The 24,393-nt window shown below is 52.5% G+C and carries 23 protein-coding genes and 1 tRNA gene; 16 read left to right on the forward strand and 8 right to left on the reverse strand.

The annotated features are described in order from the left end of the window. Positions 1–30 precede the first annotated feature (30 nt). The 7 genes from HMPREF0201_RS04285 to HMPREF0201_RS04315 all read left to right on the forward strand — a co-directional run bounded on the left by HMPREF0201_RS04285 (position 31) and on the right by HMPREF0201_RS04315 (position 6,533). Positions 31–684: a cysteine hydrolase family protein gene (locus HMPREF0201_RS04285; RefSeq protein WP_016535256.1), complete on the forward strand. Its 654-nt coding sequence runs from the start codon at positions 31–33 to the stop codon at positions 682–684. A gap of 9 nt (positions 685–693) precedes the next feature. Next, entirely contained in the window at positions 694–1,443 is a 750-nt protein-coding gene (gene pnuC / locus HMPREF0201_RS04290; RefSeq protein WP_016535257.1) for a nicotinamide riboside transporter PnuC, read from the forward strand. Positions 1,444–1,617: 174 nt separating this feature from the next. Further along, positions 1,618–1,998 carry a DUF4354 family protein gene (locus tag HMPREF0201_RS04295; RefSeq protein WP_016535258.1) on the forward strand — a complete coding sequence of 127 codons (381 nt, stop codon included), beginning with the start codon at positions 1,618–1,620 and terminating at the stop codon, positions 1,996–1,998. Between the two features lie 267 nt (positions 1,999–2,265). Next, entirely contained in the window at positions 2,266–3,165 is a 900-nt protein-coding gene (locus HMPREF0201_RS04300; protein WP_016535259.1) for a cation diffusion facilitator family transporter, read from the forward strand. 462 nt (positions 3,166–3,627) lie between these two features. Continuing rightward, positions 3,628–3,849 (forward strand): hypothetical protein, encoded by a 222-nt coding sequence (locus HMPREF0201_RS04305; RefSeq protein WP_148374893.1) that lies wholly within the window; start codon positions 3,628–3,630, stop codon positions 3,847–3,849. A 150-nt stretch (positions 3,850–3,999) separates the two neighbouring features. After that, positions 4,000–5,718, forward strand: a complete 1,719-nt coding sequence (locus tag HMPREF0201_RS04310) for an ABC transporter permease (protein WP_016535261.1) — start codon at positions 4,000–4,002, stop codon at positions 5,716–5,718. 32 nt (positions 5,719–5,750) lie between these two features. Then, positions 5,751–6,533, forward strand: a complete 783-nt coding sequence (locus tag HMPREF0201_RS04315) for an ABC transporter ATP-binding protein (protein WP_039897980.1) — start codon at positions 5,751–5,753, stop codon at positions 6,531–6,533. A gap of 306 nt (positions 6,534–6,839) precedes the next feature. On the opposite strand, the gene HMPREF0201_RS04320 is transcribed toward HMPREF0201_RS04315, so the two are convergent. Continuing rightward, positions 6,840–6,916: transfer RNA gene (locus HMPREF0201_RS04320), tRNA-Arg, on the reverse strand. Positions 6,917–7,122: 206 nt separating this feature from the next. On the opposite strand from HMPREF0201_RS04320, the gene folD reads away from it, so the two are divergent. From folD to HMPREF0201_RS04345, 5 genes are all read left to right on the forward strand, one after another. Further along, positions 7,123–7,989 (forward strand): bifunctional methylenetetrahydrofolate dehydrogenase/methenyltetrahydrofolate cyclohydrolase FolD, encoded by an 867-nt coding sequence (gene folD, locus HMPREF0201_RS04325; protein ID WP_016535263.1) that lies wholly within the window; start codon positions 7,123–7,125, stop codon positions 7,987–7,989. Between the two features lie 2 nt (positions 7,990–7,991). Next, positions 7,992–8,204, forward strand: a complete 213-nt coding sequence (ybcJ, locus tag HMPREF0201_RS04330) for a ribosome-associated protein YbcJ (RefSeq protein WP_016535264.1) — start codon at positions 7,992–7,994, stop codon at positions 8,202–8,204. Between the two features lie 320 nt (positions 8,205–8,524). Further along, positions 8,525–10,024, forward strand: coding sequence for a PTS transporter subunit EIIC (locus HMPREF0201_RS04335; protein WP_039897981.1), 1,500 nt, complete (start codon positions 8,525–8,527; stop codon positions 10,022–10,024). Between the two features lie 70 nt (positions 10,025–10,094). Continuing rightward, positions 10,095–11,111 carry a Mal regulon transcriptional regulator MalI gene (malI, locus tag HMPREF0201_RS04340; RefSeq protein WP_016535266.1) on the forward strand — a complete coding sequence of 339 codons (1,017 nt, stop codon included), beginning with the start codon at positions 10,095–10,097 and terminating at the stop codon, positions 11,109–11,111. 165 nt (positions 11,112–11,276) lie between these two features. Further along, a complete protein-coding gene (locus tag HMPREF0201_RS04345) occupies positions 11,277–12,269 on the forward strand; it encodes a lysozyme inhibitor LprI family protein (RefSeq protein WP_016535267.1) in 993 nt (330 codons plus the stop codon). 1,171 nt (positions 12,270–13,440) lie between these two features. Here HMPREF0201_RS04345 and HMPREF0201_RS04350 read toward each other — a convergent pair. Genes HMPREF0201_RS04350 through HMPREF0201_RS04380 form a run of 7 tightly spaced genes read right to left on the reverse strand, consistent with a single transcriptional unit; the run spans position 13,441 to position 19,756 of the window. Further along, the gene (locus tag HMPREF0201_RS04350) at positions 13,441–15,540 is read right to left on the reverse strand and encodes a flagellar biosynthesis protein FlhA (RefSeq protein ID WP_016535268.1); all 2,100 of its coding nucleotides are present in this window, start codon (positions 15,538–15,540) and stop codon (positions 13,441–13,443) included. Continuing rightward, positions 15,527–16,663, reverse strand: a complete 1,137-nt coding sequence (flhB, locus tag HMPREF0201_RS04355; RefSeq protein ID WP_016535269.1) for a flagellar biosynthesis protein FlhB — start codon at positions 16,661–16,663, stop codon at positions 15,527–15,529. The genes HMPREF0201_RS04350 and flhB overlap by 14 nt, the downstream gene beginning before the upstream one ends. Next, positions 16,663–17,436: a flagellar biosynthetic protein FliR gene (gene fliR, locus HMPREF0201_RS04360; RefSeq protein WP_016535270.1), complete on the reverse strand. Its 774-nt coding sequence runs from the start codon at positions 17,434–17,436 to the stop codon at positions 16,663–16,665. Before fliR ends, flhB begins: the two co-directional genes overlap by 1 nt. Before the next feature lie 5 nt (positions 17,437–17,441). Then, a complete protein-coding gene (gene fliQ / locus HMPREF0201_RS04365; protein WP_016535271.1) occupies positions 17,442–17,714 on the reverse strand; it encodes a flagellar biosynthesis protein FliQ in 273 nt (90 codons plus the stop codon). 2 nt (positions 17,715–17,716) lie between these two features. Further along, positions 17,717–18,487, reverse strand: coding sequence for a flagellar type III secretion system pore protein FliP (fliP, locus tag HMPREF0201_RS04370; RefSeq protein ID WP_016535272.1), 771 nt, complete (start codon positions 18,485–18,487; stop codon positions 17,717–17,719). Next, positions 18,484–18,885, reverse strand: a complete 402-nt coding sequence (gene fliN / locus HMPREF0201_RS04375) for a flagellar motor switch protein FliN (protein ID WP_016535273.1) — start codon at positions 18,883–18,885, stop codon at positions 18,484–18,486. The genes fliP and fliN overlap by 4 nt, the downstream gene beginning before the upstream one ends. Then, positions 18,872–19,756: a FliM/FliN family flagellar motor switch protein gene (locus HMPREF0201_RS04380; protein ID WP_039897982.1), complete on the reverse strand. Its 885-nt coding sequence runs from the start codon at positions 19,754–19,756 to the stop codon at positions 18,872–18,874. Before HMPREF0201_RS04380 ends, fliN begins: the two co-directional genes overlap by 14 nt. Positions 19,757–20,261: 505 nt before the next feature. Between HMPREF0201_RS04380 and HMPREF0201_RS04385 the strand changes: the two genes are divergently transcribed. From HMPREF0201_RS04385 to HMPREF0201_RS04400, 4 genes are read left to right on the forward strand one after another with little or no spacing between them, the layout of a single operon-like run. Further along, the gene (locus tag HMPREF0201_RS04385; RefSeq protein ID WP_016535276.1) at positions 20,262–21,302 is read left to right on the forward strand and encodes a sigma-54 interaction domain-containing protein; all 1,041 of its coding nucleotides are present in this window, start codon (positions 20,262–20,264) and stop codon (positions 21,300–21,302) included. Between the two features lie 19 nt (positions 21,303–21,321). Then, a complete protein-coding gene (gene fliE, locus HMPREF0201_RS23425; RefSeq protein WP_016535277.1) occupies positions 21,322–21,684 on the forward strand; it encodes a flagellar hook-basal body complex protein FliE in 363 nt (120 codons plus the stop codon). A 10-nt stretch (positions 21,685–21,694) separates the two neighbouring features. Beyond that, a complete protein-coding gene (gene fliF / locus HMPREF0201_RS04395; protein WP_016535278.1) occupies positions 21,695–23,383 on the forward strand; it encodes a flagellar basal-body MS-ring/collar protein FliF in 1,689 nt (562 codons plus the stop codon). Beyond that, positions 23,355–24,392 (forward strand): flagellar motor switch protein FliG, encoded by a 1,038-nt coding sequence (locus HMPREF0201_RS04400; RefSeq protein WP_016535279.1) that lies wholly within the window; start codon positions 23,355–23,357, stop codon positions 24,390–24,392. The genes fliF and HMPREF0201_RS04400 overlap by 29 nt, the downstream gene beginning before the upstream one ends. The last annotated feature ends 1 nt before the right edge of the window (position 24,393 follow it).

Consider the following 24,393-nt stretch of genomic DNA (forward strand, 5'->3'; position numbering starts at 1 on the left):
CAACTCCTGTTAAAGCAACAGGAGAAGAAGATGAGTACAGATAATTTCCCCGCGATTAAAAAACCAGCGTTGATTATCGTTGATATGCAGAACGACTTTATTCGGGACGGAGCACCGCTGGAGGTGCCGGGCGGCAGGGATATTATTGGCCGCAACTTAGCGCTATTGCAGTATTTCCGCGAAACAGGGCAGCCGGTGGTCTTTTTAAGGTGGCTGGCGGTGGAGAACGATCCTAAAAGACGCCTTGAAGGCAAATTCTCGTGGATGAGCCTGCTTGATGAAACCACCCAGGCCTGCCGCCTCGGTTTTACCCGCCGCTACCGCGATGTGGACGGCGAGCTCGATGGATCGGCGGTTATTGATGAGCTAACTCCCCAAAATAATGAATTCACCATTTTTAAATACGGCTACGGCGGCTTTTATGGCACTTCGCTGGGGGAGCATTTATCCCAGCTTGGAGTCGATACTCTGGTCGTTACCGGCGTGGTGGCCGAGTGCTGCGTGGAAGATACGGTGCGCCAGGCCTGGAACCACGCCTACGCCACGCTCGCGGTTAGCGATGCCATTGCGGCGATGAGCGAGAAACGCATGGTGGAGTCCATGAGCGTTATTGAAGAGAACTACGGCTGGGTTGCCACAACCTGCCAGGTTATTTCCCTGCTAAATCAAAATAACAATAAATAAGAGGCCGCTATGCTCGAACTTTTTAGTATTCACAACATCATGGTTCATATTCCCCTCGGCACCGGCGGCTACGATCTTTCGTGGATTGAAGCTATCGGCACCGTTCTGGGGCTGATTAATATCTGGCTGGCCAGCCGTGAAATCACCATCAATTATTTGTTCGGCATTTTAAACGTGCTGCTGTTCACGCTGGTGTTCTACCAGATCCAGCTGTATGCCAGCATGCTGCTACAGGTGTTTTTCCTGGTGGCCAATATTGTCGGCTGGTACATGTGGTATCAAAGCGACAATTCGGCCAGCCCTGCGATGGTGGTCAGATGGATGCCGGTTAAACAGACCCTGGTGGTTTCGATTATCAGCGTGCTGTGCATCGCGCTGGTGGCGGCGAATATTGATGCGGTGTTTATCTGGCTGAGCAACGTGGCGGTTAGCGTGTTGCAGCTCTTCGGCGTGACGTTACAGCGCCCGGAAGCGATTCCCGATCCTTACCCGATAGCGGACTCCACCATTATGATCTTGTCGATTGTGGCGACGGTGTTGATGATCAAAAAGTATGTGGAGAACTGGATAATCTGGTGCGGGCTGGACGTACTTTCGGTCTGGCTGTATGCGAAGCAGGGCGTCTACTTTATGTCTCTGGAATACACGCTGCTTATCTTCATCGCCGCTTTCGGGACGTGGAACTGGATCAAACTTGCTCGTGAAAACCGAGTCTACGCGGGCGGGCAGCAGGGCGCGAAAATAAGCATAACCCCGTAAGGATGATCGCTACAGAGTCGTCATTATCTTGCAGCGTTCGGATTTTAGAACGATAAGCGTTGGTACCATATCGACGGCAATTTACGGGAGGTTTAGGTTAGGGCAACTACTCTTAAGGCTGGGCTGCGGTATCCGCAGTGACTGAGATGTTAACCCTAAAGAAAGGATTTTACGATGAAGGTACTTACTCTTGTTTCATCTCTGGCGTTGGCCAGTTTTTGCTTTTCCGCGGTAGCTGCAACACCTGAAAACATTGCCGTTTATGCTACCCATAAATCCACCGGTTCTATGTCCGTGGGTGGAAAAAGCGCTTATACCAACACCTTTGAAGTGATGGTTGCAAACGTCTCTGATAAGGATATTGATCTCTCCAAAGTGTGTCTGAAAGCAATCTCTCCTGACCATAAGGAATTTAAGCTCGACACCGTGGATGAGGCTCTGGCTAAAGGCCAGCTGAAGGCAGGAAAAATGGCTAAAGGTATCGCTGTTTTCGCCTCCGAAGATGCGAAAGTTAATGATGCGTTGCTGATTACCCTTTCCGGTGAGTGTAAGTAACCGTAACTGGCAGCCCATTCGGGCTGCTACCTTTTGACTGACTCAATGAGCCTGAATCGCTTCTTTTATTTGCCTTTGCTCCTTGCGGCTATCCTCTATTTTTTAATTTATATCATGACAATGAATAGTCATGAATGATTAGAGAATGTAAATGACAACTATTTAGAATACACAAAATTACTGATTGATGAAGCCGCTGTGTTTAATGTTAATTGAATAAAGGTTCAGCAAAATACCTCCATCGAATGATTATGGTTATTGAAAGTCATGAATGGAAATAATAATAAATCTCAGTTACGTGCGTCTGAAACAAAAAAATGCACGCTGGTCAGTCTCTGCATTAATTTTTTCCTGTCTGTATTCCAAATAATAGCCGGCATTTTTTCAGGTTCGCAGGGGCTTATTGCAGATGGGATTCATTCTCTTTCAGATCTCTCTTCTGATTTTGTCGTTTTAATTGCTAATAAGAAAGGGCAGAAGGAGTGTGATGACGACCATCACTACGGCCATTTGCGCTTTGAAAACGGCGGAAAGCTCATTATCGGGGCGATTCTTCTTTTAGTGGGGCTGGGTACTATCTGGTCGGCCGGGGGAAAACTTCTTCATAACAGCTTGCCTCAGGAGATAAACCCCTTAGCAATATGGGTAGCTCTAATCGCGCTGGTGATAAAAGAGACCCTTTTCCGCTATATGCTGTTTGTTGGCAAACGCATTCAGTCATCTTTGCTTATCGCGAACGCCTGGCATGCTCGATCTGATGCGGCTTCGTCGGTCATTGTGGCGATCGGCATTATCGGGAATATGCTGGGGTTCCATATGATGGACTCGATTGCTGCTCTGATTGTCGGCCTCTTCATTGCCCGGATGGGCTACCACTTCTCCTCTGACGCTCTTCAGGACTTGATGGATCGTTCTGTTGATACTGAACTGGAACATGAAATAAGGGTTTGCCTGTTGTCTACGACAGGTGTGGAGGGAGTTCATGATTTGAAAACACGTAAAATGGGCGACTACGCTCTGGTTGATGTCCATATCGAAGTCAACGGGGATCTGTCTATCCGGGAAGGCCATGAAATCGCGATAGACGCCAGAAAAAGGGTGATGGCCGTTTTTGATGTACTCAATGTCATGGTCCATATTGAACCCGAAGATAGCGACTGCCGGTAAGTATTATGTAACTGTTATCGTATTTATTTTACTGTTTGAAATGTATTTCCCTATAAATTGTTGTAATACACAATTTACGGTTATTATTATTGTTTTGACATATTATTTCCTATCTTGACATAACTAAACGGTTCCTAACCGAAGCTTATTCTTTTATTTCCCACAGTGTGCCAGGGGTTATAATAGGCTGTCTTTCAAAAGGGGAGCTCTCGGGTAGCCCTGATGAAGAGATATAATGGCGGGTGCGCGGCTACGCTAGATGTCGCTTACACATTTAAGTGAAAATGAACAGGAGAAGATTTATGACTTGTAATATTTCTGATGAACCTCCATCGAGAGAGGAACATATGGGCTGACTATCTACATTGAGACTCAGTGTATTCAATGGAGACGGTCTGTGCAGTTGCCATGAAACTGCCGGAAATTGATCTTTCATTTTATGCACTCAGGTTGAGGTGTAGTATGTCGCTACTCACAAAGCGCTACATGTTTTATGTTGATGCTAAAAGCACAATCATTTTCTCAATGTTGGCAGACACTGTTCAGTCAATACCATCGCCATTTCATACATCCTTCAATAAAAAGCTTACGGTATGGGGACAATTTGCCGGTAAGCTCCAGCTCAAACTGAAACAAAAAAGGCAACGTGTCGTTGAAGATAATATCAACTCACTATTGCCATAATTCGTAATAAGCCCTGGTGGTGCCTGTTTCTGACGGCTAAATCTTAGTCGCCAGGGCTTTTTAGGGTTTATAAATCTAATCTTGTCTCATTCGTTCGCGCTCAGCGAGGGTAACCTCATGCGTGCAAGTTAATGAGCGGAGTTTCCTATTATGCATGTTTTAACAACACACATAAGCAAGAAGACTTCTGTTGTGAACGACCTGATTGTTGGCTTTATTATAGCGGCCTGCATCATTTTGTTCATTTATGGTTGGCAGGGAATGCACACCCCTTTCGACGGTCACTCGTTGCCAGACGTTAGCCTGGACTATCATTTACTCCCCTATTACACATTGCGCACAACTATGCGATTGCTTATTGGGCTTTTTTACTCAATGCTCTTTTCGATAGTGTTTGCGGTATTAGCAGCAAAATATGCTCCCATGAGGAGGGTTATTTTACCTTTCGTAAATTTTATGGAGTCGGTGCCTTTAGTCGGATTCCTGACATTCACGACGGGATTTTTTCTCGGACTTTATCCGCACAGCGTTATGGGGCTTGAAGGGCTGGCTATTTTCGCAGTCTTTACCGCACAAGCCTGGAATATGATGCTGACGTTATATCAGACGCTAAAGGTCGTGCCTGATGAGTTATCCGAAGCCACTGAGGCTTTTGGTTATAACCCATGGCAAAAATTTTGGCGTCTGGGGTTCATCTATTCGTTCCCGGGTTTGCTGTGGAATACGATGGTCTCTCAGTCCGCGGCCTGGTTTGCGCTGGTTGCTTCAGAGATGCTTACCGTAGGGGATGGCAGTACTAATTTACCCGGGGTTGGCTCGTATATCGGTATCGCTTTACAGAATGGCAGTCTCAACGGCGTTATCCTGGGAGTATTAGCCCTTATCATCAATATTCTCATCTTCGATCAACTGCTATTCCGCCCGCTGGTTCGCTATGCGCATCAGTTCAAATATGAGGATGTTAGTGACAGAAAAATTCCAGGCTCATGGTTCTATCAATGCCTTAGTCAATCACATATAGGCCTTGGCTTAGGGCGCGCATGTAAAAAGTTGTCCATATTTTGGTTATTTGTTCTGCCTAAAGCGTGGTATGGACTAAAGCTAAACCGACTTTTTGCTTTCCTTGCGCAAATGAATTGGCTGTGGTCCAGCCTTTGGTATCTGGCTATCGTGGTCGGCTGCATTTATTACGGGCATCAGCTGTGGCTGTTTATTCCTAAGGAGTACCTGGCTTCACTTCCCGGCTTAATGGGGCTAACCGCCGCTCGAGTCATCGGAGCAATGGTGTTAAGCGTGATTATCTTCACACCTCTGGGTGTGTGGATTGGTCTGCGGCCAAAACTTGTGCGCTTTTTCCAGCCGATTATTCAGGTGATGGCGGCGGTGCCTGCCAACGTCTTTTATCCATTGATAGCCTTTATGATTGTGGCCTGGCATCAGAATTTGGGCACCTGGACAATTCCAATGATTATGTTGGGCACGCAATGGTACGTGCTGTTTAACGTCATTGCCGGAACCTCCATGATCCCAAGTCAACTCGTGGAAGCAAGCCGGGTGTTTCATCTCCGTGGCTTACTCTGGTGGACCCGATTCACGCTCCCGGCAGTGTTTCCCTACATCGTCACCGGCGTTATTTCTGCGGCTGGTGGAGCCTGGAATACCGCTATCGCAGCGGAAGTGCTGAGTTGGGGGAAAATCACCTTACAGACGCACGGACTCGGAGCCTTTATTTCTCTGGCCAGTGATGCGGGCCAAAACCCACAGGAAGCTCTGGGCTGCCTGGCTATGTGCTTCATGGTTCTGCTGTGCATTATTTTTGTCTGGCAGCCTATGTATCGTTACGCAGAGACGCGCTTCAAATTTGATTAGTTATTAACAAATTAAAGATGTCAGGGATTATTATGAAAAAATCATCAGTAGTATTAGAGATTAAGAACGTCTCAAAATCATTTAATAAAGGTCGTAAGCAAAAAGTAACCGTGCTGGATAATATTAGTCTTGAGATTAAAGAGAATGAAATCGTTGCTTTACTGGGGCGCTCCGGCTCAGGAAAGTCAACGCTACTAAGGATGGTTGCTGGATTAGTAGAGCCGGATATAGGCTCTATTGTTTGCTGCGATTTACCCATCAACGGGCCAGGCAAACATACCAGTATGGTATTTCAGTCTTTTGCACTTTTCCCCTGGCTAAACGTTTTTGATAGCGTGGCATTTGGGCTTCAGGCGCAGGGGTTATCGTCAGATGAGGTGGGTAAAAGGACAATGGACATGCTTGATCTGATAGGGCTTTCCGGGTACGAAAAAGCCTATCCGAGAGAGCTGTCAGGAGGAATGCGGCAGCGTGTTGGATTCGCCCGTGCACTAGCCGTTGAACCGGAACTGTTGCTGATGGATGAGCCATTCTCGGCACTGGATATTTTTACCGGTAATAAACTACGGCAGGATCTTATTGAGCTGTGGGAAAATCGTGTGATTAAGACGCGCTCGATGTTGCTGGTCACTCACAGCGTCGAAGAAGCGGTAATGCTTTCTGACAGAGTCTGCCTGCTGGGGGGAAAAGCCAGCACAATCACGGATACCTTTAATATAGATATTGAGCGTTCTCTGAGAACCAAAGACAGTATTGCGCCAATGGTGGATAAAATCAGCGATGCGCTAAATGACAGGATAGCATCTTGTGTCTGAAGGGAGACTCAGGGCGGTAGACAATATTTGTCACCACGGCATCTAACATATCGTTATGAAAATTTGAGAGCTACCTGTTTTATAGGGAGGAGAATCATTATACCAGGTAAATGGTAACTCTCATTTTTTCTGCTCAATCGCCTGCCATATTTCGACGATTGGATTATGGCAGGCGATACCTCTGATTCAATTTGGGCCGTTAACTAGTAGCAGCAGACTGGCTGATTTTCGACGCACTAAAGTTAGCCAACTTACTAAATTTCAGGCATAAAAAAAGACGTCGGTTGACGTCTCTTGATATGAATTTGGTACGCCCTACAGGGTTCGAACCTGTGACCTACGGCTTAGAAGGCCGTTGCTCTATCCAGCTGAGCTAAGGGCGCACTGGGGAGTGCGGGTGTCATTGCAGAAGAATCACACCTTTGTGCGGGTGGGATTATACGGTCAGCACCCTTTGAGTCAATGGCTTTTCAACCACCTGCGCGACAATTGAGCATAAACCCACATCAGAGCCTGACAGCGGGCCGCGCATCTGACAAAATAGAAGCAATCCCCTTCCTTTAAGTTTACAGATGGAATTCTCTCTCTGATGGCAGCAAAGATTATTGACGGTAAAACGATTGCGCAGCAGGTACGGCTTGAAGTTGCTGAAAAAGTAAGAGCCCGAATTGCCGCAGGAAAACGCGCCCCTGGTCTGGCCGTTGTATTGGTGGGAGCGAACCCTGCGTCCCAGATTTATGTTGCCAACAAACGTAAAGCCTGCGAAGAGGTCGGTTTTGTCTCCCGCTCTTACGATTTGCCGGAAACCACCAGCGAAGCGGAGCTGTTAGCGCTGATTGACGACCTGAACGCCGACGCTGAAATCGACGGGATCCTGGTTCAGCTTCCGCTGCCTGCCGGGATTGATAATGTGAAGGTGCTCGAGCGTATCGACCCGAATAAAGACGTAGACGGTTTCCATCCGTATAACATTGGCCGCCTGTGCCAGCGTGCGCCGCGCCTGCGCCCTTGTACGCCACGGGGCATTGTTACGCTGCTTGAGCGCTACAACATCGACACCTACGGCCTGAACGCGGTCATCATTGGCGCTTCCAACATCGTTGGCCGCCCGATGAGTATGGAACTGCTGCTGGCGGGCTGCACCACCACCGTGACCCACCGCTTTACCAAAAACCTGCGCCAGCACGTTGAGAACGCCGACCTGGTGATTGTTGCGGTAGGCAAACCGGGCTTTATTCCGGGCGAGTGGATCAAAGAAGGCGCTATCGTAGTGGACGTGGGTATTAACCGTCTGGAAAGCGGGAAAGTGGTCGGCGACGTAAATTATGATGAAGCCGCCGCCAAAGCCTCGTATATTACGCCGGTTCCGGGTGGCGTGGGTCCGATGACCGTCGCCACTCTAATCCAGAATACCTTGCAGGCCTGCGAGGAATATCATGATGTTGATGGAGAGTAATAATGGCGACCTTCTCATTAGGTAAACACCCACATGTTGAACTGTGCGATCTGCTGAAGCTGGAAGGCTGGTGTGAAAGCGGCGCGCAGGCGAAGGCGGTGATTGCCGAAGGCATGGTGAAGGTGGACGGCGAAGTCGAAACCCGCAAACGCTGCAAAATCGTTGCCGGTCAAACCGTGGCTTTTGAAAGCCTGAGCATTACCGTTCAGCCCTAACCTCTGACCTTAACCCTCGGTCTCACCGGCTGAGGGTTTGCTTTCTCTTATGCTCTGCAACTGAATCCCGCAAGACAAACTCCGCCAATCAGGCTGCAAAGCTTGGGCTGGCCGAAGAGCGCCGCACCCTGTCGCCACTACTCAAAACCTGCGCGACTTCAAATATTCGATAACAATATGGCAACAACGAAGATTTCAGTTGCGGGGAAAAATCCCTTTCGGCACTCTAGGTAGAACGTTCTAGTAGAACGTTCTACCAACCATAAAAACGCGTGAACAGACAAAACGCGGTTACTGCGTCTGCACCGGGGGAAACGTCCATGAGTCTGTTGTCCAGTGTTGTAAAATCGTTATCAAAGCTTTCCATGATTGGCCGCGCCTTAATGCTGCCAATTTCTTTGCTGCCCGCCGCGGGCCTGCTGTTGGCGTTCGGCGATAAGTTTCACTTACCGTTAATGATGAACGCGGGCGGGGTTATTTTCGATAACCTGCCTATGCTGTTTGCTATCGGCTCCGCCGTTGGCCTGGCCGCAGAATCCGGCATCGCCGCGCTTTCTGCTGCGGTTTCGGTGTTTATCATCAATATTACCATCGGCACCGTGATGCACATTACGCCGGAAATGGCCTCCGCAGGCGGTAAATACGCCATGGTGGTGGGTATTCCGACGCTGCAAATGGGCGTCTTCGGCGGCCTTATCTCCGGTATTCTTGCCGCGTGGTGCTACAACAAATTCCACACCATGCAGCTGCCGGAGTTCCTCGGCTTCTTCTCCGGCAAACGTTTCGTGGCAATTGCTACCGCGTTTCTGTCGTTCCTGCTGGGCATGGTTCTGCCGTGGGTCTGGTCTTATATTCAGTCCGGCATTGATGCGCTGTCCGTAGTGGTAAATGGCGATAATCAGGCCGCGTCGACCTTCATCTTTGGCCTTGTTGAACGCGCGCTGATCCCGCTCGGCCTGCATCACATCTGGTATCCGTCCTTCTGGTATTCGTTCGGGGAATACACCACCCACGGCGGGCAGGTTATTCACGGCGACCAGACGATTTGGTTCAAAATGCTGGAAGAGGGCGTGAAGTCCTTCAGCAGCGACAGCTATCAGGATGCCGGTAAATTCATGCAGGGCGAGTTCCCGCTGATGCTGTTCGCGCTGCCTGCGGCGTGTCTTGCGATGTACCATGAAGCCAACACCAAAAATAAGAAAATTGCCTCCGGTATTCTGTTCTCCGCGGCGCTGACCTGCTTCCTGACCGGGATAACCGAGCCGGTAGAGTTCACCTTTATTTTCGTAGCTCCTATCCTGTACGTGTTTAACGCCGTGATGGCCGGGCTTTCTTATATGTGTATGTACCTGCTGCATGCGCATATTGCGAAATCCTTCTCTGCCGGGATGATCGACTACATCTCCTTCGGCATCCTGCCGTCGTTCAACGGCTACCAGACCAACTTCCTGATGGCGGTTGTGGTGGGCGTGCCGATGGCGCTGATTTACTACTTCACCTTCCGCTTCGTTATTCGCCGCTTTGACGTGAAAACGCCGGGCCGCGCCGAAATTACCGCCAACGCCGGGGATAAAACCGATACCGAGCTGGCTGGCGATATCATCGGCCTGCTGGGCGGCGCGCCGAACATCAACTCCGTCGGCTCGTGCATTACCCGCCTGCGTCTTGAAGTGGATGACAGCACAATGGTGGACAAAGACGGCCTGAACAATCTGGGCGCGCGCGGCGTAGTCTTCGTCGGCGACTCGGGTATTCAGGTGATATTCGGGGCCAGAGCACAGTTCATCGCACAGACGATGTCGACGATGATCGGTAAGTGATGTAATACCTTTCGGCCTCCTGTATGTTTCAGGGGGCTGAAATTTATGGAAAGGCGCTAACAGGGGCGGAATGAAAAAGGTCAATATCATTGATGTTGCGGAGCTGGCGGGCGTTTCGGTGTCTACCGTTTCGCTGGTACTGCGCCAGAAAGGGAAGATCTCCGAAGCAACCATCGAGAAGGTTAATGCGGCTATCAAGCAACTGGGCTATGTCCATAACGTCGCCGCCGCCAATCTGCGCTCCAGCACCTCCAATCTGATTGGACTTATCATCCGTGATTTCAACGACTCCTTTTCGATAAACGTCACCGCAAGCGTGGTGCAGCATCTTGAGAAACAAGGCTATATGGTGTTTCTCGGCCAGCCGCGCGACGACCAGCAGCAGCTGCGGAATTGCCTGACGTCTTTTGCCCAGCAGGGTGTTGCCGGTGTGATTTATCTGGCGGCTGACCGCCACTCTGCCGAGCTGCCTCAGGCCATTGCCGACTGCCCGCTGCCGACGGTGGTTATCTCTGAGTCCACGATTACCAGCTCGCGGGATGTTATTGGCCGCGACAACCGCCAGGCCGGAAACCAGGCCACCCGCTTTTTGATAGAGCGCGGGCATCGTAATATTGCCTGGCTCGGCGGCAGTAAGTCATGCCTGATCCGCGCAGAGCGACTATCGGGCTACCGCAGCGCGTTGCAACAGTACGGCCTGCCGTTCAGAGAAGAGTGGGCGGCGGAATGTGCGGACGACACGTCAGCAGCAGCATATGCTACCCGGCAGATGCTGGAAAAGAGCAACCAAATCACCGCCATGCTGTGCCATTCTCCGGCGGCAATTATCGGCGCTATCACCGGTATTCAGCAGGTCGGGCGCACGGTGGGTAAAGATGTGTTTCTTACCCAGCAGGTGTCGCTCATCGGCTTTGAAGACATGATGTACATTAATCTCACTTCACCGAGTTTTACCTACGTTTCCGCCGCCAGCGAAGAAACCGGCCGCCAGGCCGCCTCGCTTATCGTCAGCAAAATTAAGCAGCCTGAATTGCCTGCCCAGCGCATTATTATTTCCGGAGAGCTGGTTCCGCGTGAATCTGCCTGAGGCTGAAATTAATAATAATGTTATTAATCTACTCATAATTAACGTCATTTTATTAACGTATGGTTTTCATTATTTTCCATATTAATGATGATTAAGGCGTTTATATTGCAATGGTTATATAACCGGGTCACACTGGCATCCCGTTACTAAGAATTATCTGTAAAAATGCTAAGACGATTCGCACTCATTTTTCTGGTTTTCCTCGGTTTTTATACTGGCAATGCTCTGGCAGTCAACTGCCAGCGGGCCGCAACGCCGCTGGAAAACACCATCTGCAATAATGAAAATTTGCACTGGCTTGACGCCACGATGACCATTATCTATCGGGCAATGCTTATCAATTCCGACGCCCCTGCGGTACATAAAGAGTACCTGGAGTGGGAGAAGTCGCTGGAAAGCTGTACCTCTGACAGCTGTATCGAGCGTGCCTATTATGAAGGTATTAGCCGGATTTCAGATGCTAATGAAAACTTTGACTGGCAGGGAAAGTGGTGGAATACCGCGGCACCAAACCGCAGCGGCGGCATCTTAACCTTTAGCCGCAACGCCGAGTGGTCTTTAACCGTTGATATCCGGGCATGGGCCGGGGTTAATCATGACGATTTCACCGCCGAAGCGAGAAAGCTTTACGGCATGGCTGTGGTGGAAAAAGTGGAAGATACCAGCAACTGTAAGCTGTTGTTTATTCCCCGCCAGGATGGTTCTATCCAGGTGCATAGCAACGCCGACTGGGGCTGCAATATGTCGATGCCGAACGGCGTATTTGTTGATGGCCGCTATGTAAAGAGCCAGACCGATCCGCGTCCGAAGGCCACGCTGCTGTCAATTGGCGTTTTCCCGGATGAAGCAACGGATACCCGCTTCCGGGAGATGGTCGGAGAGGATTATCAGCGCTTCGTTGATACGGCTAATATTTATATTTATCAGGATGATATAGATAACATAGGCGCGAAGGTTATCTCCATGTGGGTGCGAGGCCAGGCAAACCGCCACACCGCAATTATTATGTATACGCCGGAAGGCAAAATGTGGGCCGCCCGCACCGCTCCGGGTAAAAACGGCGTGCAGGAAGCCAAGTTTTACCGTTCTAAGGGCAATGAAAAAGAGCCACTTCCCCGCACGCTCCAGAGCTGGAAGCTAAGGTTTTTAGAGAAATAATTTTTACCCTCACCCCAGCCCTCTCCCTGAAAGGGAGAGGGGGCTAAAAACTCCGTTTATCTCTCTCACCCTCAGGGGGATAGCTGCCGCTATGCAATTTTTCCGTTCACCTGCACAGCGGCCTATCTCTGGCACCACCGCGCCTGAGTTGGGTCAAAACCGTGGGCGATGAGAGCCGGGGGCGGGCGGAGGCTGTGAGCGTCGGGAACGCATCGCAGCCGACCCAGGGCTGGGAGATAAAACGGAGGTTTACCGCTTGCGGCGATTTATCTCGCCGGGAGTCCGGGTTCTCAGGGGAGTGACGGTGACTCCCCTGAGACGTTCACGAGTCCGGGAGCTACATAAGCAGCGGAATATTGCGTGAACGGAATCCCCTCCAGATTGGCATAAACGGTTGTAAGCAGAAGAGATAACCTCTGTGAGCACGGTTATGTTCCGTTCACCGGGAATCTGTTTTCCCTGCACGTTCCGCGAACGGTGAACGTGTCAGGGGGAAATACGCCTTTCCCCCTGACAACCCCCGGCGCCGGCAAACTCATCGCCGCTAAAGCGGTAAACCCCCGGCTATCACCCAAACATTCGGGGTCGTTCGCGATCCGTTCCCGACGATCGCTCTCTTTCGCTGCTCCCGGCAGCTCCACCCCGCCTGAGTTGGGTCAAAGCCGGGGACGATGAGAGCCGGGGACAAGGGCATCACTGCGAGACTTAAAGCAACACTGACTTTCAGGATGGCTGCGGGATTGAAGCGCGGCACTTGTTCCGGCTTAAATCGCCTCCGTTTTCTCTCCGACTGACCAGGGTCCGGACGCCGGGAGCGGGCGGAGGCTGTGAGCGTCGGGAACGCATCGCAGCCGACCCAGGGCTGGGAGATAAAACGGAGGTTTACCGCTTGCGGCGATTTAACTCGCCGGGAGTCCGGGTTCTCAGGGGAGTGACGGTGACTCCCCTGAGACGTTCACGAGTCCGGGAGCTACATAAGCAGCGGAATATTACGTGAACGGAATTACCTCCGGGTTTGCATAAATGGCAGCTCCCCCTTCTGTAATGGTCTGCTGAGAGCCGGGGGCAAGGGCGTGGCTGCGGAATCTAATGCGATCTGGTGCTGGTGATACAAAGCGATTTGTTTTCCCCCTCGCCCCCGCGGGGAGAGGGCCGGGGTGAGGGGGATGAACTACGCCAGCGTGCCAACAATCTTTAAATCGCTATCGTCCGGCACTTCGTTATAAGAAAGCACATGCAAACCAGAGCTGAACAGGCGACCGTAGCGCGACAAAATCGGGCGTAGCTGCGGCGTAACCAGCAGCAGCGGTGGCAGGCTTTTCGCCTTCATTTGCTCGTAAATCATCGGCATAGTGTTTTGCAGCTGCGCCAGAATATTCGGGTCAACCGGGAAGCTGTCCAGCGCCACTTTACCGGCCTGCTGGGCCTGGTTTAGCGCGTTCAGCAGCAGGTTTTCCAGCTCGTTATCTATGGTGTAGGCCGCGAGCTGCCTGCGGTCGCCGTTGATATTATGCAAAATGGCACGGCGCAGGGCGTAACGCACGTCGGCGCACAGCAGCTGCGGGTCTTTCGTCACGGCCGAGCTTTCAAGCAGCGTGGCGGCGATGGTGACAATATCCTTCAGGGAAATCTGCTCAAGCAGCAGCTGGCGGTAAATCTTCAGCAACTGACTGAAGTTAAGCGCGTTATTTAAATCCTCCGCCAGCTTCGGCGCCTGCAATGCCAGGCGAGAATGCAGGTGCGTAATATCATCGTAGTTAAACAGCTCCGGCAGATGCTGGCGCGCAACTTTATTGACGTGAGTTGCCACTACGCTTGCGCAGTCCACGACCTGGTAACCGAGGTTCAGGGCGCGAGCTTTTTGCTCCGGGTCAATCCAGACTATCGCCATGCCGTAGGCCGGGTCGGTATCCAGCACGCCGTCTATTTCGCCGTACAGTTCACCGCCGGGGATAGCCATCAGCTTTTCTGCGTTAACTTCGCCCAGCGCAACCCGAATGCCGTTAATGTGGATGGCGTACTGGGCGGGTTTCAGGCGGAAGTTTTCGCGGATGCGAATCTCCGGCAGCAGCACGCCGCAGGTCTCAGAGATAACCTGCCTTGCGCCGCGAATACGCTGCGACAGCGGGCTGCCTTTGGCAGCATCCACCAGCGAAACCAGCTTGTAGCCGAGGTTCAGGCCAATTGGCTCCACCAGCGGGATGCTCTCCCAGCTGACGGTCGGCTCTGTGTCCGGGGCCAGCGCTTCCTGAATCGCCTCCATGTCGTCGTCCTGCTGCGCGGCAGGCTGAATAACTTTGCCCTGTCGCCAGGCTGCGAACAGCAAAAGCGCGGTAAAGCTCAGGAAAGCGATGTGAGGCATGCCCGGCACTACGGCCAGAATAAACATCACAAACGCGGCGGTATAGAGCACGTTCGGGCGGGCGAGCAGCTGAGTTTTAATCTCATCGCTGACGTCGCCGCCGTCGCTGACGCGGGTAACGATAATGGCCGCGGCGGTTGCCAGCAGCAGGGAAGGGATCTGGGCAACCAGGCCGTCACCGATGGTCAGTAGCACGTACTGCTGGAACGCATGGCTGGCGTCGAGATCGTATTTGAAAATACCGATACAGATCCCGCCGATCACGTTGATGATAAGCACCATGATCCCGGCAATGGCGTCGCCGCGAACGAACTTAGAAGCCCCGTCCATTGCGCCGTAAAAATCGGCTTCGTTAGCTACGTCTTTACGCCGCGTTTTTGCCTGCTGCTGGTTAATTAACCCGGCATTCAGGTCGGCGTCGATAGCCATCTGTTTACCCGGCAGAGCGTCGAGGGTGAAGCGAGCCGAAACTTCGGAAATACGCTCCGCCCCTTTGGTGACTACCACGAAGTTGATGATCATCAGAATGACGAACACCACGAAGCCCACCACGAAGTTACCGCCGATAACGACCTGCCCGAAAGCCTCGATAACCTTACCGGCCGCGCCTTCGCCTTCATGGCCGTGCAGCAGCACCACGCGCGTGGAGGCCACGTTGAGCGTCAGGCGCATCAGCGTGGTAATAAGCAGCAGGGTCGGGAAGACCGCGAAGTCCAGCGGGCGCTTGCTGTTTACCGCCACCAGCAGCACGATGACCGCCAGCACGATGTTGAAGGTAAACAGGATATCCAGCACCAGCGGAGACAGCGGCAGGATAATCATCGCCAGCACGCTGAGCAGCAGGATCGGCACGCCAACGTGCGTCTGCCTCAGGATGGTAACGGCCTGGGTTAACTTACTGTTCGCCATCGGCTTTTAATACCTCTTTTGGAATATCAATCTGCCTGTTAAGGCGGGGTTTTTGCTCAACTTTGCCCGCTCGCCAGGCTTTCACCTGCATCACGTAAGTCAGGACATGAGCAATGGCGCGAAACAGCTGCGCCGGAATCTGCTGGTTGACGCGCGTGGTGTAATAAACCGCACGCGCCAGCGGAGGGAATTCAACTATTTCCACGCCGTGGTTCTGGGCCACTTCGCGGATAAACATCGCTACGTCGTCCACGCCTTTTGCCACGATATAGGGCGCTTCGGCTTTATCCGGGTCATATTTCAGGGCGACGGCGTAGTGGGTTGGGTTGGTCACAATAACGTCCGCGGCCGGAACCGACTTATTGATTTGCCCCATCGCCATCTGGCGCTGTAGCTGGCGGATACGCCCTTTGATCTGCGGGTTGCCGTCGTTGTTCTTATGTTCTTCCTTCACTTCTTGCTTGGTCATGCGCATTTTTTTGGTGAACATAAATTTGCTCAGCGGCACGTCCAGCAGGGCGAACACGACAATTACAGCCACAAAATAGCTAATGACGTGGTGGAAAATATCAAACCCGCCGTCGATGGCCTGGCGCAGGTAAAGCTGTTGCAGGTTCAGCAGCCCGTTGAGCGAGTCGTGCACCATGGTGTAAAGCACGGCGAGAATAACGCCGCACTTGGCCAGCATTTTGCCGACCTCCACGTAGTGGCTGCCGGAAACCATTCTTTTAAAGCCGCTGATGGGGTTAATTTTTTTAAAGTCCGGCAGCAGCTTGTTGGGGGTAAATATCCAGCCGCCCGGGATAAGGCTTGAAACAATGCAGGCCAGCGGAATCGGCACTAACGTGGCGATAAACTTCAGCACGATAATCACGTTAAGCATCATAAACTGGCCGAGCGCGCCGCTATCGTCGAGCTTGCCCGCCATGGTGCCGACCGACAAAAACGACTCGCCAATCAGCGTTTTGTAATAAGGGAAGAAGCTGCCGAGCGTAATAAAGGATGCCACCAGCCCGACCGCCATGGTCAGGTCTTTGGAGCGAGGAATATCCCCCTTCTGGCGCGCCTTACGCAGTTTACCTGCGGTAGGTTTTTCGCTTTTATCTCCGCTTGAGGCCGACATCAGTTCACCCGCATCGAATCAAGCCTGGCAAGGATCTCATTGGTTAAATTGAGATAGTGCTCGGGAATATGGGACACAATCATGGTGATACACAGCAGGCCGAACAGCATGCTTATCGGGAAGCCGAGGGAAAACAGGTTCAGGGTCGGCGATACGCGGTTAAGCAGGCCAAATCCACCCTGCACAATCAGCATTACAAAAGTGGTGGGCAGCGCGACAAGCGTGGCGGAGGCCACTATCCAGCCGAGGCTTTGCACCAGCTGCTTTAGCGTCGGCTCGTTGATAGCCTGGCCGATGGGCCAGTAGCTGAAGCCCTTCACCAGAATGGTCACTACCAGCAGATGTCCGTCCATGATGAAGAACAGCAGGGCGCAGAAAATAAAGATAATTTGCGAAATAACCGTGGTCGAGCCGCCGTTGACCGGGTCGTTCATCATCGCCATCCCCAGCCCCATATTCATCGACAGAATATGCCCGGCGGTTTGCAGGGCGACGAACACCAGCTGCATCGTCATGCCAAACAGCAGCCCCCAAAGCAGCTGCTCGCCGATAAGCAAAATAGCGCGCATCGACACCAGTTCGTTAAGCACCACATTGTTGTGCAGCATCGGGGTAATCAGCGCCGTGAGCGTTAATGCGGTGGCAATTTTAATGCGGCGGGAGAAGGCTTTGTTGTCGAGCACCGGGCAAAAATGGATAAACGCCAGAATACGCACGAAGGGCAGAACCATCGCCATCAGCGGATTGAACAAGTCGTGGATATTGATGCCCATAATGCTCAGCTAACCAGCGAGGAGGCCTGGTGGAAGATTGCCGTGGTGAAGTCCACCAGCCGGGTCAGCATCCATTTACCGCCAAAAATCAGTACCAGCAGCGTGACAACCAGACGCGGCAGGAAGCTCAGGGTTTGCTCATTAATCTGGGTTGTGGCCTGGAAAATACTCACGCACAGGCCAACCAGCAGGCTGGGCACGATAGCGACGGCGGAAATCAGCAGCACCAGCTGAATGCCGGAAGCCATGATGTCCCCGGCGGTGTCCATATTCATCATCGCTATAGCCCCTGTACGCTTGAGGTCAGGGTGCCGACAATCAGCGTCCAGCCGTCGCACAGTACAAAAAGCATCAGCTTAAACGGCAGCGAGACAATCAGCGGCGACAGCATCATCATCCCCATCGCCATCAGGATACTGGCGACGATAAGGTCGATAACCAAGAACGGAATGTAAATCATAAAGCCAATCTGGAACGCGGTTTTCAGCTCGCTCAGCAGATAGGCGGGGGTGACCACGGTTAAGTCTTGTTCGCGAGCGTCACCGCTCACCCCGGCAATCTCCATCATCTGGGACATTGCCTTGTTGTTGGTCTGCGCCAGCATGAATTTTTTGAGCGGTACTTCGGCTGTTGCCAGCGCCTGATTAAGGGTAATTTTGTCGTTCTGGAACGGCACTATCGCTTCGCTATACACCGTGGTCCACACCGGGCGCATGACCAGCAGCGTCAGGGCGAGGGCAATCCCGGTGAGAATTTTATTCGGCGGGCTTTGTTGCAGCCCCATCGCCTGGCGCAAAATCGCCAGTACGATGATAAAGCGGGTAAAGCAGGTCATCATCAGCACCATGATCGGCAGCAGGCCGAGCAGGGTCATCAGGATCAGGATTTCAATTTTAACGTTGTAATCCTGGCCCGCGTCGGTATTAGCCGAGCTGAATAATGTCACCTCGCCGTTGGCGGCAAACAGCAGCGGCGAAAAGCACAGGCCGAGCGTCAGCAGCGCCGTCAGGGCGGATTTTCTGCCCGCGAGGCAGCGTAACAGCCGTTTCATCCTGCCAGCTCGCCAAGATCTTTGTTGTTGAATTCGATGATGCGTAGCCCGTATTTGTCGTTGAGCACCACCACTTCGCCACGGCCAAACAGGATGCCGTTCACTTTAATGTCCAGCGGTTCACCGGCCAGCTTATCCAGCTCAACCACAGAATCGTTGGTGACGGACATTAAATCGGCCAGCGAAATCTCCACCGAGGCGACTTCCAGCGTGAGGGTAACGGGAATGCGGCTAAACAGAGACATCTTGCGCATCTTGTCCATTGGATTATGGCGTGGCGTGTTGTCCTGCAAATCCATACGGATATTGCCTTCAACCGTCTCTTCCTGCGGAGCATCGTCGAAGTTCAGGTCGTCCAGGCTCAGGGACTGGCTCAGGTCTTGTTCAATTTGACTCATAGTGCTTCTCGGCCGTCTTATCGTTAAATTCACTCAGCAGCAATTTGCCGCGATCTTCCGCGATTTCAGCGGTAAAAATCTGTTCTTTGCCAATAAAGACCGGCATGGGTTGGTTCAGTGAAAGCGGAATAATGTCTCCGGGTTCAATGTCGGCAATTTGCGCCACCGTCAGGTTCAGCGAGGCCAGGCGGCCGTTGAGCTTTAGCGGCAGGTCGTAGAACAGCCGCTCAATTTGCCCGGCGCTCAGGGCCGACTCCTTTTCGCTCTCGGTGCCGTCCGGCGTTCTCAGTTTCGCCAGCATGCGGTCAACGTGAAAATGGTCGAGCAGGATGGTAAAGCCACCCTGGTCATAACCTTCGAGGCTAAAGGTGATACACCACGACCACTGGCTAATGACCGTCGAATAATCGTTTTTAATTTCTAACTCTTCACCGAAGGTTTCTTTATTGACTATCAGGGCGGTAAGTTCCTGGCCCAGTTTATTCTTCAGTCGTTCTTCGGTTTTTGATACCGGCTGAGACAGATCCGGTGCCACCTGGGTGCTGTCTTTGCTCAGACCATAATAGTCATGGAGAATATTCAGCAGCAAAATACGATCAATATCGAAAGCGAGATTGCCGTAGTTGGTGGAAAATATTTGTGTATTTTTATAATTTTTATCAATGGCGAACGTCATGTTTTTTAACATGACGTTAACTCTGAATTTTTTTAAGAAGTAAATACTCAAGCGCGCATCAAGAATATCGAAGCAATCATTCATGATCTTTGGCAGCTTGTGCCACGGACGGCCAAGTTTATTTACTTCCAGCTTCACCAGGTCGGGAAGCCGATCGCGGTGATGAATTCTAAGTCGTTGTAGTACAGGCTGCATAATTCTTCCGCATAACTATTGAATTTGACGGCGTCGCTAATGAGATTCATTATTGATTCATCAGCCGCCAAAAAAAAATATTACCTGGAGGTTTAAGTTATGAGAATGAGGTGGCGCTCTTTATTAGCAGCAGCGGGTCATTACTTGAAAACATCTCATCACTTTTTTTCAGGACGTTGATTAGACCTGCTTACGCCCGTTGTTGCAAGGGGGCGTAGCTTATTAATCTATTATTTATCCGAGGGCTATTAAGATTAATAACTTTTGTAACTCACTGTATTTTAATGATTAATATTTTAATATCCCTTAAAAATAAGACATTTCGTAGTACATCATTATACTCGCCACCAGTGATAGTCGCCGCATTGAGATGCCAGCGATTAAATAGCCGATACCAGACGCTTAACATAAACGGTCTTGATAATTGTTCTTTGTAATAAAGGGCGCATTAAGCCGGTTTTGCTGTCCTTATTAGTTTGAATTAATTATAGGTTGGTAACACATCATGAACATGTTTGTGGAACACGACGCTGGTAATATTAATGGCTTTGTTGCCAGCGCACCCTCCAGCGTCAGTGTATTTGCGCTGGCTCGTCGCGTGGCGAACTTCAATGTGTCGGTATTAATTACCGGCGAAACAGGAACCGGTAAAGAATGCGTGGCTAAGTATATTCACGAGCACGCATCCGGCGTTGATGCTCCTTATATTGGAGTCAACTGCGCAGCGATTCCTGAAAGCATGCTGGAAGCTATTTTATTCGGCTATGAAAAGGGCGCATTTACCGGAGCGGTAACCAGCGTGGCGGGTAAGTTCGAACAGGCAAATGGCGGCACGTTATTGCTTGACGAAATTGGCGATATGCCGCTGGCGCTGCAGGCGAAACTATTACGTGTATTACAGGAACAGGAAGTTGAGCGCCTGGGAAGCCATAAACGCATCCCGCTCGATATTCGCCTGATTGCCTCCACGAATAAAGATTTGCAGCTTGAGATTGCTGAAGGTCGTTTCCGCCAGGACTTGTTCTACCGTATTTCCGTGGTACCGATTCATATTACGCCGCTGCGCGAACGCCAGCAGGATATCGTGCCGCTGGCCCAGCGCTTTATTAGCAAGTATCACACTTTTCACCAGGGCAATACCCGCCTCGGCGAAGACGCCCGCCGTGCGCTGCTCAGCTATGACTGGCCGGGCAACGTCCGCGAGCTGGAAAACGTCATTCAGCGCGGCCTGATCCTTTGCAACGGCAGCGAAATTACCGCCAATGACTTTGGTCTTGCTCCGGCGGCTTCGCAAAGCTCTGGCATTGAGATGATGCCGGCCTGGCACGAAACCAAAAACGACGGCGTGCGCGGCGCGGTGGCGGCGATCCGCAACGTGAAGCTGCATGGCCGCATGGCCGAATACCAGTACATCATCGATCTGCTCAAGCGCCATCAGGGCAATAAATCTAAAACCGCACAGTTCTTAGGCATAACCCCTCGTGCGCTGCGCTACCGGCTGGCTTCGATGCGCGAAGAGGGCATTGATATTGAGTGTTACTCCTGAAAAGGAGAAGGAAACCGTTATGGATAAAATTTCAGGATTAGGCATGCCGATGGCGCAGCAGGAGATGCTCAATCGCCTGCAAAGTACCGCCGTCAGCGCCGGTTCCGGCTCTATTGCCGCGGCGCAGAACTTTGCTCCGTCGCTGAATAGCACCGCGCAGCCCGTCTCCTTCGGCAACGCGTTGAAGCAGGTCGTCAACAGCGTTGACCAACTTCAGCACTCCGCCAGCGCAAAGCAGACGGCCATCGACACCGGGCAGAGCGATGATTTAACCGGCGCGATGATCGAAAGCCAGAAGGCCAGCGTGGCGTTCACGGCGATGATGCAGGTGCGCAATAAGCTCACCAGCGCGCTGGATGAAGTGATGAACATTCCGCTCTAAGGGCCTTACCTTGTTAAACAAAATTAAAACTCAGCTTGCGGCGCTGCCGGTACCGCAGGGGAATCATAAAAAATGGCTTATTGGCGCCGCAGCCGTGTTGCTGACCGGCGCCATTGTCGCTTCGATATGGCGCAGCAGCGGCGGCTATGTCGCGCTGTATGGCGCCCAGGAAAATCTGCCTACCGCCCAGGTTGTTGAGGTGTTGGGCGCGGAGAACATTGCCTACCGTATCAACCCGGACAACGGGCAAATTCTGGTGGCCGAGAACAAGCTGTCTAAGGCGCGCATGGCGCTGGCGGCAAAAGGCATCAGCGCCGCGCTGCCGGAAGGCTACGAGCTGATGGATAAAGAAGAGATGCTCGGCAGCAGCCAGTTTGTGCAGAACGTTCGCTATAAACGCAGCCTCGAAGGCGAGCTGTCGAAGAGCATTATGGGGCTGGATCCGGTGGAGTCCGCGCGGGTTCATCTCGGCCTGAGCGAAGCCAGCTCCTTTGTGATGAGCAACAAGCCGGAAAGCAGCGCCTCGGTCATTATCCAGCTGCGCTACGGCAAAACGCTGGACGAACCGCAGGTTGCGGCCATCGTGCAGCTGGTTTCCGGTAGCGTACCGGGCATGAAGGCCAGCAGCGTGCGGGTGGTCGATCAGAGCGGTAATCTTCTTTCAGAAGGCATTCAGAGCGGCAATAGCGGCCTGGCGGGTATTCGCCAGGCGAATGACGTTGTGCAGCGTATGAAGGCCGACACCGAAAAGAATATCTCCGGCCTGCTGACTTCGCTTGTCGGCAACAACAACTTCCGCATCAGCGTGGCCCCGCAGGTCGATATGAGCAGCGTGGAAGAGACCCAGGAACGCCTGGGGAAAGACGCCCGCGTTAGCGATGAAAATATTAGTCAGGAAAATACCACTAATGAGCTGGCGATGGGCGTGCCCGGCTCGCTGAGCAACCGTCCGGTTAATCAGCAGCCCGCGACGGCAAATGCACCGGCAAACGCCAACGCCAATGCCAATGCCGCTCAGGCGCAGTCTGCTTCTCCGCAATCCCTCAGCAGCCGCAACCAGGAACAGCGCAAATACGCCTATGACCGCGATATTCGCCATATCCGCCATCCAGGGTATCAGCTCGAGAAGCTGCGCGTGGCGATTGCCCTGAACCAGAGCGCACCGGCGCTGGCGAAAATCACGCCGGAGAAACTGGCGGGCCTGACCCGGCTGGTGGAAGACGCGGCGGGTATCGATAAAGCCAGGGGCGACTCATTAACGCTGGATGTTATGGCGTTTACCGCGCCAGAAGCCGCGGAATTCCCGGTGCTGAAATGGTGGCAAGATCCTCACATGCAGTATTGGGGGCAAACCGGCGGCATAGGCCTGCTGGCGCTGCTGACCTTATTGTTTGGCGTCCGCCCGCTGGCGCAGCGCTTTGGCCGCCGCGAAGTGGTAGTTGCCGAGGCGGCCAATGAGCCGATGCTGGATAGCGGCGCGCTGCTTGAAAACGAAATGATGACGACCGAAGAAGGGCTGGCGCCTGGCCTGCCGAAATCGTCGTTCCAGAATGATGACAATCTCCCTCCGCAAAGCTCCGGCCTTGAAACCAAAGTCGAATACTTGCAGATGCTCGCCCAGAGCGAAACCGAGCGTGTAGCGGAAGTCTTGAAACAGTGGATCAACAGCAATGAGCGAAGCACCAGTAAGCAAGAGTAGTAAAAGCAGCGCCGGTAACAGCGGGCGCTCGCGCATCGAGCAGGCGGCTATTTTGCTGCTGAGCGTGGGCGAAGACGCCGCGGCTCAGGTCATGCAGAAGCTAAGCCGTGAAGAGGTGATTTTGCTGAGCGAAACCATGGCGCGCCTGCACGGAGTAAAAGTGACTCAGGCTCGCCAGGCGATGAACAACTTTTTCCAGGACTACCGCGAACAGAGCGGCATCAACGGCGCTTCGCGCACTTATCTGCGCAGCATTCTGGAGAAGGCGCTCGGCGGGGAAATCGCCCGCAGCGTTATCAACGGTATCTACGGCGACGAAATCCGCTACCGCATGGCTCGTCTGCAGTGGGTGGATGTTCCGCAACTGGCGGCGCTTATTGAGCAAGAACACTTACAGCTCCAGGCGGTGTTCCTTGCCTTCCTGCCGCCGGACGTGGCGGCCAGCGTGCTGAGCGTGCTGCCGCAGGAACGTCAGGATGAAATCGTCTACCGCATCGCCAAGCTCGATGATGTTAACCGCGACGTTATCGACGAGCTGGACAGGCTTATCGACCGCGGCGTAGCGGTGCTTTCCGAGCACGGTTCTAAAGTGACCGGCATCAAGCATGCGGCCAACATCGTGAACCGTATTCCTGAGAACCAGCAGCAGTTGCTGGATCAGCTGCGCGAGCGCGACGAAGACGTGGTGGACGAGCTGAAGGACGAAATGTACGAGTTCTTCATCCTCAGCCGCCAGAACCAGAACACCCTCCAGCGCCTGATGGAAGAGATCCCGATGGAAGAGTGGGCCGTAGCGCTCAAGGGCACCGAGCCGGTGCTGCGTCAGGCCATCTGCAACGTGATGCCGAAGCGCCAGGTTCAACTGCTGCAAAGCACCACTTCCCGCCTTGGGCCGGTGCCGGTGAGCCGTATCGAACAGGTGCGTAAAGAGATTATGGGCACCGTGCGCCAACTGGCGGAAGACGGTGAAATCCAGGTTCAGCTGTTCGCTGAGCAGACGGTGGAATAAG

It is taken from the genome of Cedecea davisae DSM 4568, from assembly GCF_000412335.2.
GTDB classification, from domain to species: Bacteria; Pseudomonadota; Gammaproteobacteria; order Enterobacterales; family Enterobacteriaceae; genus Cedecea; species Cedecea davisae.